At 65.4% G+C, this 14,612-nt stretch carries 15 protein-coding genes; 5 read left to right on the forward strand and 10 right to left on the reverse strand.

The window, feature by feature from the left end:
- Positions 1-31: 31 nt before the first annotated feature.
- The 4 genes from FB547_RS29495 to FB547_RS29510 all read right to left on the reverse strand — a co-directional run bounded on the left by FB547_RS29495 (position 32) and on the right by FB547_RS29510 (position 4,866).
- Complete coding sequence (locus tag FB547_RS29495; RefSeq protein WP_145747176.1) at positions 32-919, reverse strand: MaoC/PaaZ C-terminal domain-containing protein; 888 nt, start codon at positions 917-919, stop codon at positions 32-34.
- Positions 916-1,872 carry an alpha/beta hydrolase fold domain-containing protein gene (locus FB547_RS29500; protein ID WP_145747177.1) on the reverse strand — a complete coding sequence of 319 codons (957 nt, stop codon included), beginning with the start codon at positions 1,870-1,872 and terminating at the stop codon, positions 916-918. The genes FB547_RS29495 and FB547_RS29500 overlap by 4 nt, the downstream gene beginning before the upstream one ends.
- A gap of 124 nt (positions 1,873-1,996) precedes the next feature.
- Entirely contained in the window at positions 1,997-3,613 is a 1,617-nt protein-coding gene (locus FB547_RS29505; RefSeq protein ID WP_145747178.1) for a flavin-containing monooxygenase, read from the reverse strand.
- Between the two features lie 365 nt (positions 3,614-3,978).
- The gene (locus FB547_RS29510; RefSeq protein WP_145747179.1) at positions 3,979-4,866 is read right to left on the reverse strand and encodes an SDR family oxidoreductase; all 888 of its coding nucleotides are present in this window, start codon (positions 4,864-4,866) and stop codon (positions 3,979-3,981) included.
- Between the two features lie 83 nt (positions 4,867-4,949).
- Between FB547_RS29510 and FB547_RS29515 the strand changes: the two genes are divergently transcribed.
- Positions 4,950-5,546 carry a TetR/AcrR family transcriptional regulator gene (locus FB547_RS29515; protein ID WP_145747180.1) on the forward strand — a complete coding sequence of 199 codons (597 nt, stop codon included), beginning with the start codon at positions 4,950-4,952 and terminating at the stop codon, positions 5,544-5,546.
- 91 nt (positions 5,547-5,637) lie between these two features.
- Here the strand turns inward: FB547_RS29515 and FB547_RS29520 are convergent, their stop codons facing one another.
- The 6 genes from FB547_RS29520 to FB547_RS29545 form a co-directional block, all read right to left on the reverse strand.
- On the reverse strand, positions 5,638-6,528 hold the full coding sequence (locus FB547_RS29520; protein ID WP_145747181.1) for a fumarylacetoacetate hydrolase family protein: 891 nt from the start codon (positions 6,526-6,528) through the stop codon (positions 5,638-5,640).
- Positions 6,529-6,578: 50 nt separating this feature from the next.
- Positions 6,579-7,358 (reverse strand): hydratase, encoded by a 780-nt coding sequence (locus tag FB547_RS29525; protein WP_145747182.1) that lies wholly within the window; start codon positions 7,356-7,358, stop codon positions 6,579-6,581.
- Positions 7,355-7,633, reverse strand: coding sequence for a hypothetical protein (locus FB547_RS29530; protein WP_145747183.1), 279 nt, complete (start codon positions 7,631-7,633; stop codon positions 7,355-7,357). The genes FB547_RS29525 and FB547_RS29530 overlap by 4 nt, the downstream gene beginning before the upstream one ends.
- 23 nt (positions 7,634-7,656) lie before the next feature.
- Positions 7,657-8,718, reverse strand: a complete 1,062-nt coding sequence (locus FB547_RS29535; protein ID WP_145747184.1) for an ABC transporter ATP-binding protein — start codon at positions 8,716-8,718, stop codon at positions 7,657-7,659.
- Between the two features lie 92 nt (positions 8,719-8,810).
- Positions 8,811-9,488 carry a hypothetical protein gene (locus FB547_RS29540; protein ID WP_145747185.1) on the reverse strand — a complete coding sequence of 226 codons (678 nt, stop codon included), beginning with the start codon at positions 9,486-9,488 and terminating at the stop codon, positions 8,811-8,813.
- A 185-nt stretch (positions 9,489-9,673) separates the two neighbouring features.
- Complete coding sequence (locus tag FB547_RS29545; RefSeq protein WP_209536940.1) at positions 9,674-10,495, reverse strand: IclR family transcriptional regulator; 822 nt, start codon at positions 10,493-10,495, stop codon at positions 9,674-9,676.
- Positions 10,496-10,627: 132 nt separating this feature from the next.
- Between FB547_RS29545 and FB547_RS29550 the strand changes: the two genes are divergently transcribed.
- The 4 genes from FB547_RS29550 to FB547_RS29565 are packed head-to-tail and all read left to right on the forward strand — an operon-like array spanning position 10,628 to position 14,604.
- Positions 10,628-11,539 (forward strand): carbohydrate ABC transporter permease, encoded by a 912-nt coding sequence (locus FB547_RS29550; protein WP_145747186.1) that lies wholly within the window; start codon positions 10,628-10,630, stop codon positions 11,537-11,539.
- A 5-nt stretch (positions 11,540-11,544) separates the two neighbouring features.
- Positions 11,545-12,378 (forward strand): carbohydrate ABC transporter permease, encoded by an 834-nt coding sequence (locus FB547_RS29555; RefSeq protein ID WP_145747187.1) that lies wholly within the window; start codon positions 11,545-11,547, stop codon positions 12,376-12,378.
- A gap of 49 nt (positions 12,379-12,427) precedes the next feature.
- Positions 12,428-13,750: an ABC transporter substrate-binding protein gene (locus tag FB547_RS29560; protein WP_145747188.1), complete on the forward strand. Its 1,323-nt coding sequence runs from the start codon at positions 12,428-12,430 to the stop codon at positions 13,748-13,750.
- Complete coding sequence (locus FB547_RS29565; protein ID WP_145747189.1) at positions 13,747-14,604, forward strand: shikimate dehydrogenase family protein; 858 nt, start codon at positions 13,747-13,749, stop codon at positions 14,602-14,604. Before FB547_RS29560 ends, FB547_RS29565 begins: the two co-directional genes overlap by 4 nt.
- Positions 14,605-14,612 lie beyond the last annotated feature (8 nt).

Below are 14,612 nucleotides of genomic sequence, written 5' to 3' on the forward strand. Positions count from 1 at the left end.
GTTAAAAAAAATGATGTACCCAGTGAATCAATCATGGTGCTTCGAATTCGCAGGTCCCGTTGTCCAGCACGACCACGCCCCTGGGCAGCGACGTGGTGCGGAAGGCCGCTGAGCGCGGCCCCTGGCGCCATACCTCCACCCTCAAGCGCTCGCCTGGAAAGACCGGGGCTGTGAAGCGTGCGTCCATGGCCCGCAATCGGTCGCCTTCGTAGTCGCACAACATGGCCACCAGGCCGTGGGCGGTCACGCCGAAGCTGCAGCCCCCTTGCAGAACCGGGCGCTCGAAGCCAGACTGCCGCGCAAGCGCCGGGCTCGCATGAAGGCCGGTGCGGTCCCCCGCCGCCAAGCGGTAGAGCAAGGCGGATTGCGGCAGTGTGTCGAGTTCCATGCACTGGCTGCGAGGCCCCGCGGGGATGGGAACCGGCGCCATGGATGGCTCGCCGGCGTCAAGGCCAGACGAAAAGCCGCCATTGCCGCGCAGCATGTACACGCCGGTTTCCGTGACGAGCAGGTCGCCAGTCGCGCGATCCCGGAGCGTGCGGGAAAAGCGCAGCAAGGAGCCCTTGAGCACTCCGCGGTCCGACAGGCCTTCAATGGCGAATCTGCTGGTCACCTCCCCGGCCGCAGCCAAGGGCTTGTGCCAGCGCAGACCGGTCTGGCCGTGCAGCATGCGAGAGAAGTCGATCCCGACGCGCTCGTCGTGCAGGAATCCGGCGTCATCGGTCAGACCCAAAGTCAGCGCGAGCGTGGGGAACGCCTTCAGTCTCGGCTCGTAGACGTAGCACAGCTGCCGCTCGTCGCAGGGATCACCGCCCAAACCAATACACAGCGCATGAAGCATGGTCCGCTCCTGCGCGTACGCGACATGCACGTCGCGAAAGGGCCAGCCAAGAAGTGCGGCAACGTCGAGGGTTCTCACGCGGCCTCCCCCAGCCGCTCGCGCAGAAATGCGGCGATATCAAGCACGCATTCCGAGGCGCGTTCGACGCTCCGGCTGAAGCCGAAGAACAGGTGCGACATGCCTGGGTAGACCTTGCAGGCGTGCAGCCGGCCGGCTCCTCGTAGCCGCTGCGCCAGTGCAGTGGACCCGTCCCGGAACACATCGTATTCGGCCGCCGCAAGAAAAGTGGGTGGCAAGAGCGCGGGATCCGCAAGCAGCAGATTCGCACGTGGATCATCCCGGTCGCCGGTCCCCGGCAGGTAGTTCGCGAACATGGGCGCCACCGCGGCGGCCGCTGGAAACAGGCCCACGTCGCCATAGCTTCGCATCGACGGGCTATCGGGATCGGCCGCGAATGCCCCCACCACCCCCACGGCAGCGCGCAGCCAGCCGGGGCCGGCGAGCGCCACGGCCGCGCCGAACGCCACCACGGCCCCCGCCGACGTGCCGCCAATCGCAATGCGCTCGCCGTCGATGCCCCAGGCGTTGCCGTGCCGATGCAGCCAGCACAGCAGGGCCGCAAATTCCTCCACGGCGGATGGAAACACGTGCTCCGGCACATGCAGGTAGTCCGCGCTGACGACGACGCCTCCCCATGCCTGCGCCAGTTCACGCATCTGGCGGTCGTTGGCCCACTGGTCGCCGATCGTGAAGCCGCCACCGTGCAGGTACACGAACACCGGAAGGGGCGCCTGGGAGGCTTGCCGACGGTAGATGACGACGGGGATCTCACGCCTCGGTCCGGGGACAGTGCGCTCCCCGTACGGGACATCGGGGCCGCCCTGGTTCCAGTGTCGGCGACTGCACGCCGCATGTTCGCGCAGGCCGTCGATTCCAGGCGCAGGTGGCCCGATGGACTCGGACAGCCTCGCTGCTTCGCCGAGGGCGGCACGCAGTTGTGGATCCAGTTCGATGGCAGGAGAAGTGTTCATGCGGTTGCGGATGGACGCGAGCCACTCATCGCACTGGTGCACCCAAAGCGACGGCCGCGGCCTGCATCCGTGTGCGTCTCTGAATCGTCATGACTGATGCAAGTCAATGTGTGTTCAAGGTGCTTCAGGAAAACACGAGCCCTCGATAACCACTTTCGGCCACCTCTTTGAGAATCTTGCGGTAGGCGGGCACGCCGCCCACATACGGCATGAAGACGCGAGGCTTGCCGGGGATGTTGGCGCCGACGTACCATGAATTGCCGCGTGGGTAGAGCGTGCGGTCAGCCACCTCGTTGACGTGGTGGACCCAGTCGTTCTCCGCCTCGGCCTCGGCCTCGATGCGGTCTGCGTTGCGCTTGCGCGCATGCTGAATCAGTCGGGTGACCCAATCAACGTGCTCTTCGATGGAGTGCACGACGTTGCTGAGCACCGACGGGCTGCCAGGCCCCGCGATGATGAACATGTTCGGGAATCCGGCGCATGAGATGCCCAGGTAGGTACGCGGACCGTGCGTCCATCGCTCGCGCAGCGATTGCCCTCCGATGCCACGGATATCGATGGCGCGCAGCGCGCCCGTCATGGCGTCGAAACCGGTGGCAAACACGAGGACGTCCAGGTCATGCTCACCCTCGGTGGTGCGCAGCCCGCGCGGCGTCACTTCCTCGATCGGCGCAGCCTTCACGTCGACCAGGGTCACATTGGGCCGGTTGAAGGTTTCGTAGTAGCCGGAGTCGACACAGAGGCGCTTGGTGCCGAACCGCAGGTCCTTTTTCGGGCAAAGCAGCTCCGCCACCTTCGGGTCGCGCACGATCGCCCGGATCTTCGATCGCACGAAGTCGGCCGCGTACGCATTGGCCGTTTCATTGAGCAGCAAATCGTTGAAGGCGCGCAGCATCCGGAACCCGCCACCGGCGCCCTTCCATCGGAACTCGAACTCGCGCAATCTCTCGTCTTCGGAAACTTCCAGCGCCGATTTGTCGTTGGCCTCCAGATAGAGGCCGTTGCTGCTTTCACGCGCGCAGGCCCGCCGCTCACCATAGTGGGCCTTGGCATGTCGAACAGCCTCTTCGTCCAGCGATTCGTTCTGGGCCGGCACGCTGAAGTTGGCGGTGCGCTGGAACACGGTCAACTGGCCAGCCTGCTCCGCGATCAGCGGAATCATCTGCACGCCGCTGGACCCGGTGCCGATCACGCCGACCCGCTTGCCGGTGAAGTCGACGCCCTCTTTGGGCCAATCGGCGCTGTGGTACCACTTGCCGGCAAAACTGGGCAGGCCCTTGAAATCCGGCGCCTGGGCGATCGACAGGCATCCGGTGGCCAGAACACAGAACTGCGCGTCGAACGATTCGCCAGCGTCCGTCCCCACGGTCCAGCGCTTTCGCTGCTCGTCAAAGACTGCGCGCGTCACGCGTGTACGGAACTGGATGTCGCGCGCCAGATCGAAGCGCTCGGCGACATGTTGGATGTACCGAAGGATTTCCGGCTGCGTCGCATAGCGCTCGCTCCAGGTCCATTCCTGCTCGAGTTCCTTGTCGAAGGAGAACGAGTAGTCGAGGCTTTCGACGTCGCATCGGGCGCCGGGGTAGCGATTCCAGTACCAGGTACCGCCGACGTCCTCGCCCGCCTCGATCACGCGGGCGGTCAGTCCTGCCTTGCGGGCGCGGTACAGCTGGTAGAGGCCGGCGAAGCCGGCTCCGACGATGACGACGTCGAGCGACATGGCCTGATTGGATGCGTTCATTTCCTGGGTCTTTCGGTTCGGAGAGCAAAGCCGTGGCGCGGGTCGCCGCGGGTTTTTGGACCGGCAAGGCGGACTCTGAAGCGCGCTCGCTGCTCACATGGGAATCCATTAGACGCCGCTTCTCCGTTAAAAGTAAATCTGTATTTACCTATGGAAAACCCGTAAATTTGGGGTGTTTCTCCTTCGAAGGGTCTGGTCGCGATTGACCTGATGGTTCGTTCACCTGCATTCCGCGCCGGCTGCAGTGCGCCGATGCGTCCCACGCACCGACGCAGGTGCCGTTTCGGATTCGCGCCAGTGGGCCAACTCGGGGCCCCGGCGCGCCTGCGACCGATGTTTCGATTCCCGCCGGGGGAACGGAGAGTTCAGGCTCGAAATTCGCTGAGGTTGTCGATCAACCACTCGGTCAACGAGCGAGGAGCTTTGCCGGTCAGTTCCTCGACCGTCGACGTTGTTTCGGCGATCGTTGACTCGCGGAACATCTGGTCGAGGCCAACCAGAAGATCGGCTACCAAGGCAGAAAGTCCGGCGCCGAGCAGCGCCTCTCGCTGCTCGGCAGGCGAACGGTCGACATAGGTCACCGGATGCCCGAGCAGGCGGGCCAACTCCCCTGCCACCTGCTTCATGGTCCATGCACGTGGCCCAGACAGGTGGTACGCACGTTGCGACGTTGGCTCGATCTCCTCCATCAATGCGATGCGGGCCACCTCGGCAACATCGCGGGTATCGATGAAGTTCACCCGGCCATTCCCCGCGGCGCCAGCCCAGGAACCGGTGGCGATGTGCGGCCCCACGCGCTTGAGCACATGGGTGAAGGCCGTCGGCCGCAAGACCGTAGATGCGATCGGCTGCCGTGCCAGGTGCGCCTCGATCTGCATATGCCAAGCGAGGGGAAGAAGTCGGGTCGCAGGACCGAGGGCAGACAGTTTGACGATGTGCCGAACGCCTGCCGCGACGGCTGCATCGATCAACGCGATTTCGTTGGCGACCTGTTCAAGGGAGGTGCCATGCGCGATGAAGAGCCGGTCGACGCTTCGCAGGGCCTTGTCGAGCGTCTCCGCGCGTTTGAAGTCGACCGTGGAAATGGCCACCCCTTCGGGCAGTTGCGCTGGGCTGGATTGGCGCGTCAGCGCCACGAGGTCGACCGGTTCGTCGGCGAGCAACGCCGTCAATCTGGCGCCAACGCGCCCCGTTGCACCCGCAATGGCGATCCGAGGTCTTTTTCTGGGATTGGAGTTCGAGCGATCAAGCATGTCTGCGCCTTTGAGAAGTATCATGGAACGAGCGGTCCATATATCTTGGAACGATTATTCCAACTTGTCAAAGATTTCTTCAAATGAGCGGAAAGCCACAGTACGACGAAGGTGCGGTCATCGATGCGGCCGTGGATGCCTTCTGGCGTCACGGATACGCGGCGACGACGATCCATGTGCTGACGGAAGCGACAGGGCTGTCGCGTTCGAGCCTTTACCAGCGTTTTCAGGACAAGGACGGCCTGTTCCAGGCCGCACTGGCAACCTATACGGATCGGGTGCTGCGCAGGATGAAGTCGCACGAGGGCGGCAGTTCGCGTGCGCGGCTCGAGGCCCTGCTGCGCGGGCTGCTGCCCACGGGACCTCGTCGCCCGCCGGGTTGCCTGCTCGCACGTAGTTGTGCCGAGCTCGTCGATCTGCCGCCGGAAGGACGGAAAGCGGCAATCTCGGGGATGAGTCAGCAGCGCCATCTGCTCGAGGACCTGCTCCGGGAAGCAATTGCAGGTGGGGAACTGCCCCGGGGGGCCGATGTCGCCGCGCTGGCTTGGTATTTTCTCGGGGTGATGCAAGCGGTTTTGGATTTACCGCAGGCGGGTGCGACGAGGAGCGAAATGGACCGGATGATCGCCGTTGCCATGCTGGCGTGGCCGGCTGCCGGTATCGGGCAGACGAGAAGCTAGGCATGTACACCGGCTCGACGGTCGCCGGCGTGCGAATGCGGCTTCCATCCTCGCCGCCGCCCTCGGGCCTGCGCTCGTGCAGGCAACCGCCTCAAAGCGCAGGCAATTGGCCAGCGCGCCAGGCCGCGCCCATGGCGTCGCTGTAGGCAATGGTTTGCTGGCGCTGCATGCCGAGCAGGTCACTGCCCAAGGTCATGACATCACCGTCCTTCAGGAACACAGGCGGCTTCTGGCCGAGGCCCACACCCGGCGGCGTACCGGTTGGAATGACGTCGCCGGGCCGAAGCGCCATAAAGCGGCTGAGATAGGACACGATGGTGGCAACGCCGAAAATCTGCGTGCGGGTGTTGCCGGTCTGCCGGCGAGTTCCGTTCACGTCGAGCCAGAGGTCGATGTTCTGCGGGTCCGGCACTTCGTCAGCCGTCAGCAACCAGGGGCCTATCGGCGCATAGCCCAGGTAGCTTTTGCCCTTGGTCCACTGGCCTTCCATTTCGATTTGCCAGGCACGCTCTGACACGTCATTGCAAAGGCAATAGCCGGCCACATATTGCAGCGCTTCTGCTTCGCTGACGTGCCAGGCCGGACGACCGATCACGATAGCGAGTTCGACCTCCCAATCCAGCTTGCCCGACCCGGGTGCGATGAGGACCGGGTCGTTGGGGCCAGCCAGCGCGCTGGTGTGCTTGTTGAAGACAATCGGCTGCGTGGGAATCGGCGTGTTGGTTTCTGCCGCATGGTCGGAATAGTTGAGGCCGATGCAAACCACATTCGGAACCTGGCCGACGCAGGGGCCGAGCCGTGTGTCGGCAGGCACGGCGGGCAAACTCGAGGTATCGAGGGCGCGCAGCCTGGCAAGGCTCTCGGGTGAAAGTGTTGGCCCGTGAATGTCGCTTACGACGGAGGACAAATCGCGCAAGGTGCCTTGTGTATCAATGAGGCCGGGTTTTTCGGAGCCACGGGGGCCGAATCGAACGAGACGCATGAGGAATCCTTTTGGCTTTTGAAGTAGCTATCAGGTTGGAGGACGCGTTGTCAAAGCGGCTCGAGCGTCAGCGCAAGCTCGCCGAAGTTGCCATAGCGAAGCACGGTGGGACGCTTGAACGGCAGGTCGATCGCCCCCGCCAATGAGCCGGTGATGACGGCCTGCCCGACCTCCAGACCCATGCCCTGGCTGCGCAGAAACTCGGCCAGCCAGTAAAGAGGCAAGCGCGGGTCGCCGTTGGGGTGGCTGGCTGCCAATGTGATGTCGTCCTGGCCCTGCACCGAGAGTGCAATCTCGAAGGGACCAGGAAATGGCTCCTGCGCCAAGTCCACGGCGACGGTCGGCCCCAGCACCACGCTTTGGTGCCACAGGCTGTCGGCCATCAGTTCAGGGCCACTGGCGCCTGCAGCATCGTCATAGCGACAACCGAGCACCTCGACTGCCAGCCGCACACTGCCGATGGCGGCGTTGACATCGGCGCGGGTGTAGGGGGAGGCCCGTGGCGGCAGGCCTTGCTTGAGCTCGAATGCCAGTTCGGGTTCGATGCGCGCTGCGCCCGTCGGTCCGGCAGGCGCGGCAGCCACACCGCCCGATGGCCTGGCATCATGCAGCGCGGCGGCGACCCAGCGATCGCCCGGGGGCAATCCGCACTTCCAGCCGATGGCGGGGCTGCCGCGCAATTCGCTGATTCGCCGCTGGATGCGCCAACCGTCTTCCGGCGTGGCCGGGCGCAAACCACCTTCCAGCCTTGCACCGAAGCGACCCGACGACTGAAGTGCGTGCAGGTAGCGCGCGGCGGCCTCGACGGCGCTCGGCTCCAGGCTGGTCATGCGGCCAGCCTCGCATGCGCTGCCGCTTTGTCCGAGCGGCTCAGCACATCTCGGTTGAAAAAGATCCCGTGGATCTCGTCGCAAGTCGAAGAAGCGCCGGTCGCGCTGTTGGCGCGCTCGATCTGGATACCGTTCATTTGCCTGTTTCCTTGTGTCGACTGATGTTGCCGCCAGACCAAGCCCAGCGCGCCGCTGGCCTGTTGCAGCAAAGCGCCCTGAACGCCTGTCATCCGATGTTCGTCCCGGCCGCGCGCACTGAATCGGACGAGTCGCATGCCTCTTGCGATCCTTGCAAGGATCAGTGCAACGGCTCGAGCCGTTCGCCGGAGTCCGCGCGAAAAAGATGAACATGCGCGCTGTCCACACCCAGTCGCACATGGTCGCCAGGGCGCACACCGACGCGTTCGCGCAGCACGCATGTGAGCTTGGTGCCGCCCGCATCGACGATGAGGTGCGTCTCCGAGCCGGTGGACTCCACCACCAGCACGCGCGCCTCCACGCCCTCGGCGTCCAGCCGCAGGTGCTCGGGCCGCACGCCCAGCGTGAGGGCCTGCCCGCTCGTGGCCGGCACGCCGGGCACGGTCCAGTGGTTGCCCGCGTTGTCCACGACCCCCTTGCCGTTCACCTTGACAGGCAGCAGGTTCATCGACGGCGAGCCGATGAAGGCCGCGACGAACACGTTGCGCGGCCGGTCGAACAGGTCGAGCGGCGTACCCACCTGTTCCACGATGCCGTCGTGCATGGCCACGATCTTGTCCGCCATGGTCATGGCCTCGATCTGGTCGTGCGTGACGTAGACGGTGGTGGCCTTCAGGCGCTGGTGCAGCTCGCGAATCTCGGCGCGCATGGCCACGCGCAGCTTGGCGTCCAGGTTGGACAGCGGCTCGTCGAACAGGAAGACCTGGGGGTCGCGTACGATGGCTCGGCCCATGGCGACGCGCTGGCGCTGGCCGCCGGAGAGCTGCTTGGGCAGCCGCGTGAGCAGCGGCTCCAGTCCCAGGATCTTGGCGGCCCGGGCCACGCGCTCTTCGATCTCCTGCTGAGGCGCATGGCGCAGCTTCAGCGAGAACGCGAGGTTGTCCGCCACCGTGAGATGCGGGTACAGCGCATAGTTCTGAAACACCATGGCGATGTCGCGATCCTTGGGCAGCAGACCGTTCACGCGGCGCCCGCCGATGCGGATCTCGCCGCCGTCGATGCCTTCCAGGCCCGCGACCATGCGCAATAGCGTGGACTTGCCGCAGCCCGACGGGCCGACCAGCACGACGAATTCACCGTCTCGGATGTCGATGCTCACGCCGCGGATGATCTGCGTGCTACCGAAGGACTTGGCGACGTCCTGGATCTCAACTGTTGCCATCTTGTCTCCTCATTCAAAAAGTGAAGCCGGTGTCGTGCACGGCCGGCCGCGTGCCGCCGGGCGCACGCCGGGTCGAAGGAGGTTGTGATCCCTCACCCCGCTTGCCAGGCGGTTTTCAGCCTCGTGTATTCATGCAGATAGCGACCCACGGCCGCGTCACGCAGTTCGGTCGCCTGTTGCAACAGCGCAAGGGCCGCGTCAAAGGCGCCGGGATCACAGGCTTCCAGCAATAGCACCCAGCGAGCCGGGGCCTGCAGGTCCTTGCGGTCCTTGCTTTCGGCGGTGCGCTGGCCCGACATGCCGACGTCCGAGCCCAGCAGGTGCGCACCGCTGACGCGCGGCAGCCGCGCAGCGGCTTCCAGCGCCGAACTGAGACGCGGCACCGCGTCGCGCACCGTGTCGTCCGCGATGTCGAAGCGCACGGTCAACATCGCGCCACCCGAGCCCACACCGTGGCTGGCCACCACGCGCGTGAGTGATCGCGTGGTCGTCTGGAAATGGGCGGTGGTCGCACGCGTCCACTCCGTAGGCTCGTTCAAGCGCGAGAGGTAGTCGCTGCCTTGGATGACCTGGAAGCTCGCGGTTTCATACAGGGTGAAGAACTCCGGCTGCGTCGCTGCATCGGCAGCGCGATAGCGGCGCCCCCGCACGAAGCCGGGAATGCCGACGCGCTCGGGCATGTGTTCGTGCAGATGCCAAGCGTAGAACTCTGCGCGCCCGGCCTCGGCGATGTCGTTCCAGATAGCCACTGCACCTTCACCTGCTAGCATGTTCTTGCTCCTTGAATGGGATGGGCACGGCTTCGCGCAAGCTGGGCGCGACTTGGCCGACCCTTCGGAAACACAGCGCAGCCGCCCGTGCGGCCGCGCAAGATGGACGCCTGTGAATGAAAGCGGCGCCTGGTGCGGCGCACGCGCAGGACAAGACTCCGGCGAGCTTCCGGCGCGGAAGGCCTTCAGCCATTGGAGACTTTCAGCGGCGTGATCCCCATCATGGCTTCCATCACCTTGCGACTCGGCCACAGGTCGGCGATCTCCGCCGCGGTGGCTTGCACGTCCGGCGCGATGGCGGCGATGCGCTCCGGTGGCAGTCGCGCCACCGGACCGGCCACGCTGACGGTGCCGATGGCGCGGCGGCTTTGCGGATCCACGATGGCGCAACCCACTGCGCACGTGCCTGGCTCCCCTTCCTCGATGGACGTGCCATAGCCGCGCTCGCGCGTCAGTGCAAGTTCGGCAAGCAGGCTGGCCTCGTCGCGCACGACTGGCCGACCGAACCGCGAAGGCACAACGAAGCCGCGCGCCTTCACCAGGGCCACGGCCTGCGCGTCGTCCAAGGTCGCGAGCCAGGCCTTGCCGGTCGACGTGGCGTGCAGCACCACGGGCTGGCCCATATCGGGGTCGTAACGCAGCCCGGACAGCGCACCCTGGGCCTTGGCGATCCAGATCAGCGCATCGTCTTCCACCAACGCCAGGCGCACCAGTTCGCCGGTACGCGCGGCGAGCCGGTCCAGGGAGGGCTGGCAAATCTCCGTGATGCCGGAGGCCGCGAGGAAGCGAAAGCCGATGGCGGCCAGCTTCACGGTCATGCGGTAGCGCTGGCTGTACTCATCCTGCACCGCGAGCCCACGCCTGACCAAGATGGACAGCAGCCGGTGCACGGCGCTCTTGGGCAGGTCCAGCCGCCGCGCGACCTCGCTGATCGGCAGCCCTTGGGGGTAGTCGGCCAGCAGCGTGAGGATGTCCAGCACGCGTTCGATCATGTCGCCAGTGGCCACGAAGATCTCCATATATTTAGAACAGGGTTCCAATGTAGCACCCTAACTTGGCCCAGCACCGCGGGATATCCCGCATGGCGCCTTGCAGTCAAGCAACTACATTGGAACGATGTTCTATGAGAGGTCGTTTTCATGAATGCCATTCCCTACGCGGAGGCTGCGGCCGTGGCGCAGGCGGACCCCCGGCCCCCGGGCTTCTGGGCGCGCTTCACCTGGTTCGCGCCAGCCGTCGCCGTGCTGCTCGCCGTCACGCTCTATCCCACGGCCGTGGTGCTGTGGCTGAGCGTCCACCGCACGCGCCTCTATGAAGTGGTGGAAGGCGTGGGCCTGGCGAACTACGTCTCGGTGATCACCTCTCCCGCCTTCCTCGAACTCAGCCTCAACTCCCTGCTGTACGTGTTCGGCGCGCTGGCCGTGGTGCTGCCTCTGGGTCTGGCCAGCGCCCTTGCGCTGCAGAACATTGCGCGCGGCGCTGCGTACGTGCGCACCCTGCTGTTGCTGCCCTGGACGCTGTCCATGGGCGTGGTGGGCTGCTTCTGGCTGTGGCTGCTCAATCCCTCGTACGGGCCCATGAGCTACCTAATGCGGTCCATGGGCATGGAGCCCGGCCTGATGCTGGGCGATCCTTCGCTGGCGCTCGTGCTCGTCATCCTGGTCACCGCGTGGTGGTCCTTCCCCTACGTGATGGTGATGATGAGCGCCTCGCTGCAAAGCATCCCGGCCGAGCTGTACGAGGCGATCGACATCGACGGGGGCGGCCTGCGCGCGCGCCTGCGCCACGCGGTGTGGCCGCACATCGCGCCCACGCTGGGCAGCACCGCGCTGGCGCTGGGCATCCTCTATCTCACGCTCATCACGCTGATCCTGGTGCTTACCGGCGGCGGGCCGCTGGGCTCGACCGCCACGTGGAGCTTCGAAGTGTTCTCCAGCGCCTTCCGCTCGGTGGACCTGTCTCCCTCGTCGGTCATCTCCGTCGTGGTGCTCGCGGTCAATCTCTTCCTTGGCTACCTCTACACGCGGCTCACCGGCCGCGTCTCGGGCTGAACATCATGCATATCCGTCGTTCCGAAAAAATGCTGTCCTGGGCGGTGCTGGCCGCCCTGATCCTGGTCGTGCTGATCCCGCTGTCCTGGGCGGTATTCACCTCGCTCAAGAGCGAGGCCAGCGTCATGGCCTACCCGCCCACCTTCTTCCCTACCGAGCCCAGCCTCTCGGCGTACAAGGCGGTGTTCCGGAACGAGACCTTCGGCTCCGACCTGTTCAACTCGGTGCTGTACGCGGTCGGTGCGGTCGCGCTGGCGGTCCTGCTGTCCGCGCCCGCCGGCTACGCGGCTTCACGCTTCGAGTTCCGCGGCAAGCGCACCGTGATGCTGCTGATCCTGTCCACGTCCATGATCCCCGGCGTTGCGCTGCTGGTGCCGACCTACTTCCTGCTGGACGCGCTGGGGCTCCTCAACAACGCGGCAGTCATCATCGTGGTGCAGGCCGCGCGCCTGGTGCCGCAGACGGTCTGGTTCATGCAGAACTTCGTGGACGCCGTGCCGCGCGAGCTGGATGAGGCCACCCAGGTGGACGGCGCCAACCACTGGCAGACCTTCACCAAGGTCATCCTGCCGCTGGTACGGCCCGGTATCGCCGCAAGCGCCGTCATCGGCATGGTCACGACCTGGAACGACTACATCACCGTGGCCGCGTTCGCGCCCGAGGTCGCGCACCGCACGCTGCAAGTGGCCCTGGTCAACCAGGTGTTCGACAGCATCGGCATCACCTGGTCGTACGTCATGGCTTACGCCGTGGTGTCCTCCCTTCCCATCGTCGCCATCTTCGTGCTCGCGCAGCGATGGTTCATCAGCGGCCTGACCGCCGGCGCCGTCAAAGGCTAGTCCACCCCATGCGCACCTCCAACATGCGCACTCAAACCAGGAGACCCACATGAACGAGCAGAAACCAGCAAGCATGAACGAAGACAAACCCGCGCCCCGTACGAGCCGGCGCGTCTTCCTGGGTGGCATGGCCGCGGTGCTGGGCGCACCCGCGGGCCGGGCCTTCGCGCAGACCACCGAGACCATCGCCTACGACACCTTTCTCGACCCGGCCAACACCAAAGACCCGCGTGCGGCGGCGCAGACGCAGATGATCGCGGCTTTCGAGGCCAGCCAGCCGCGCGTGAAGGTGCGCGTGGTGGTGGACCCCGCCGGGCAAAACGGCGTGCGCGCGGCGCGCGCCAAGTCGGACAGCCCCGACGTGATCCGCGTGAACAACTTCCAGATGCCGGAGTTCGTGGCCACCGGCTCGGTGCTGGCCATCGACGAGCTGATCGCGCGCGACAAGGTGGACACCACGGACTGGCTGATCGGGATGGACCAGACGCGCGTCAACGGCAAGATCTGGGGCTTGCAGCAGGACTATCGCATCCCGATCTTCGTCTACCGCAAGAGCAAGTTCGACGAGGCGAAGATTGCGACCCCGCCGCGCACGTACGCAGAAGTGAGCGCGCTCGGCCCGTTGCTGACCAAACAGAACCAGATGGCCTACGGCGTCCCTATCGGCCTGAGCGGCGGGATCGGCGGCGCGCAGGCGTTCATGGAGTTCATCGTGAGCTCCATCGTTGCGGGCAACAGCGATCCGTTCTTCGCACCCAGCGGCCGCGAGATCGGCTTCAGCGAGAAGCGGCTGCTGCTGGCCGCCGCCATCGTCAAGGACCTGTTCCAGAAGAAGGCGGCGACGCCCGTGAGCCTGCAGTTCGCGTACAACGAGCTCCAGGATGGGATGCGGGCGGGCACGGTGGCATCCGCCACCTTCGGGCTGTACCGCTACCGTGGCCTGAAGGCCGCCGTGGCCGACGACCTGGCCTGGGCACCGGCCCCTTCGGTGGAGCCCGACGACAAGCACGCAGTGTACGGTTTCCAGATGTGCATCAACCGCCATTCGCCACGCCAGGGCGGTGCATGGGAGTTCGTCAAGTTCATGGCCAGCCCCGCCGCTCAGGCGATCGCCGCGCGGGGCGGCGAAGTGGTGGCGCGCGCGAGCGCCTACAAGGACCCGTACTTCAAGACGCCGGAAGCCGAGGACCAACTGGGCTGGAAGGCGCTGGTGGAAAAACGCGGCCGCATGGTGAACTACTCCATCATCCAGTCGACCTTCAACCAGATCTGCGGCGAAGCCTTCCAGCGCATGATCCTGCGTGATCTGGCGCCTGCCGCCGTGGCGCTTGAGGTGCGCACGCGCTATACCGAAGCACTGGCCAAAGCATGATGCCGCATGTCACAGGAACAACCCGGCTCTACGGGCTGGTGGGCGATCCGCTCACGACAGCCAAGTCGCCCGAATTATTGAACCGGCTCTTTTTCGAGCAGCGCGCAGACGCGGTGTGCATCCCATTCGTGGTCAAGGACGATGGCCTGCCGGCGTTCGTCACCGGTGCACGGGCGTTGGGCAATCTCTCCGGCGTGCTGGTCACGATGCCTCACAAGCAACGGATGCTGGCTTTTGTCGACGAGCTCCATCCGACGGCCCGCCAGGTCGGCGCACTCAACGTTATCCGTTGCGATAAGGATGGGCGCTGGGTCGGCGCCATCTTCGATGGTCTCGGTTGCGTGCTCGGCATGCAGTGGGAGGGGAACCATCCGGCGAACAAGTCCGTTCTTCTTGTCGGCGCCGGAGGTGCGGGCAGAGCCATCGCATTTGCAGTCGCTTCCGCAGGAGCACGGGCGTTGACCATTTTCGATGTCGACGAGCGCCGCGCCGACGAACTTGCCACCTCCGTCGCCGCCGCAACCGGCTGCAGCACACGTTCCGGCCCACCCGATCCAGACGGATTCGAGATCGTCATCAATGCCACGCCGCTGGGCATGAACGCGACGGACGCCATGCCCGTGGATCCCGAGCGGCTGGAGCCCGGCAGCGTCGTCGTAGACATCATCAACGCGCCCGAGCCGACGCCGCTTTGCCGCGCCGCCCATGCGCGCGGTTGCCGCACCCAAGGCGGACGCCCCATGCATGAAGGGCAGGCACTGCACGCCCTGCGTTTTCTTGGATTCGATTACCGACCTGACGGGAAGTCGCTGCCAGACGGGCCCGAAACCACGCAGTTGTGGCCATCTCAATGAAAGGAAGA

Source organism: Variovorax beijingensis (assembly GCF_007828835.1).
Lineage (GTDB): Bacteria > Pseudomonadota > Gammaproteobacteria > Burkholderiales > Burkholderiaceae_C > Variovorax > Variovorax beijingensis_A.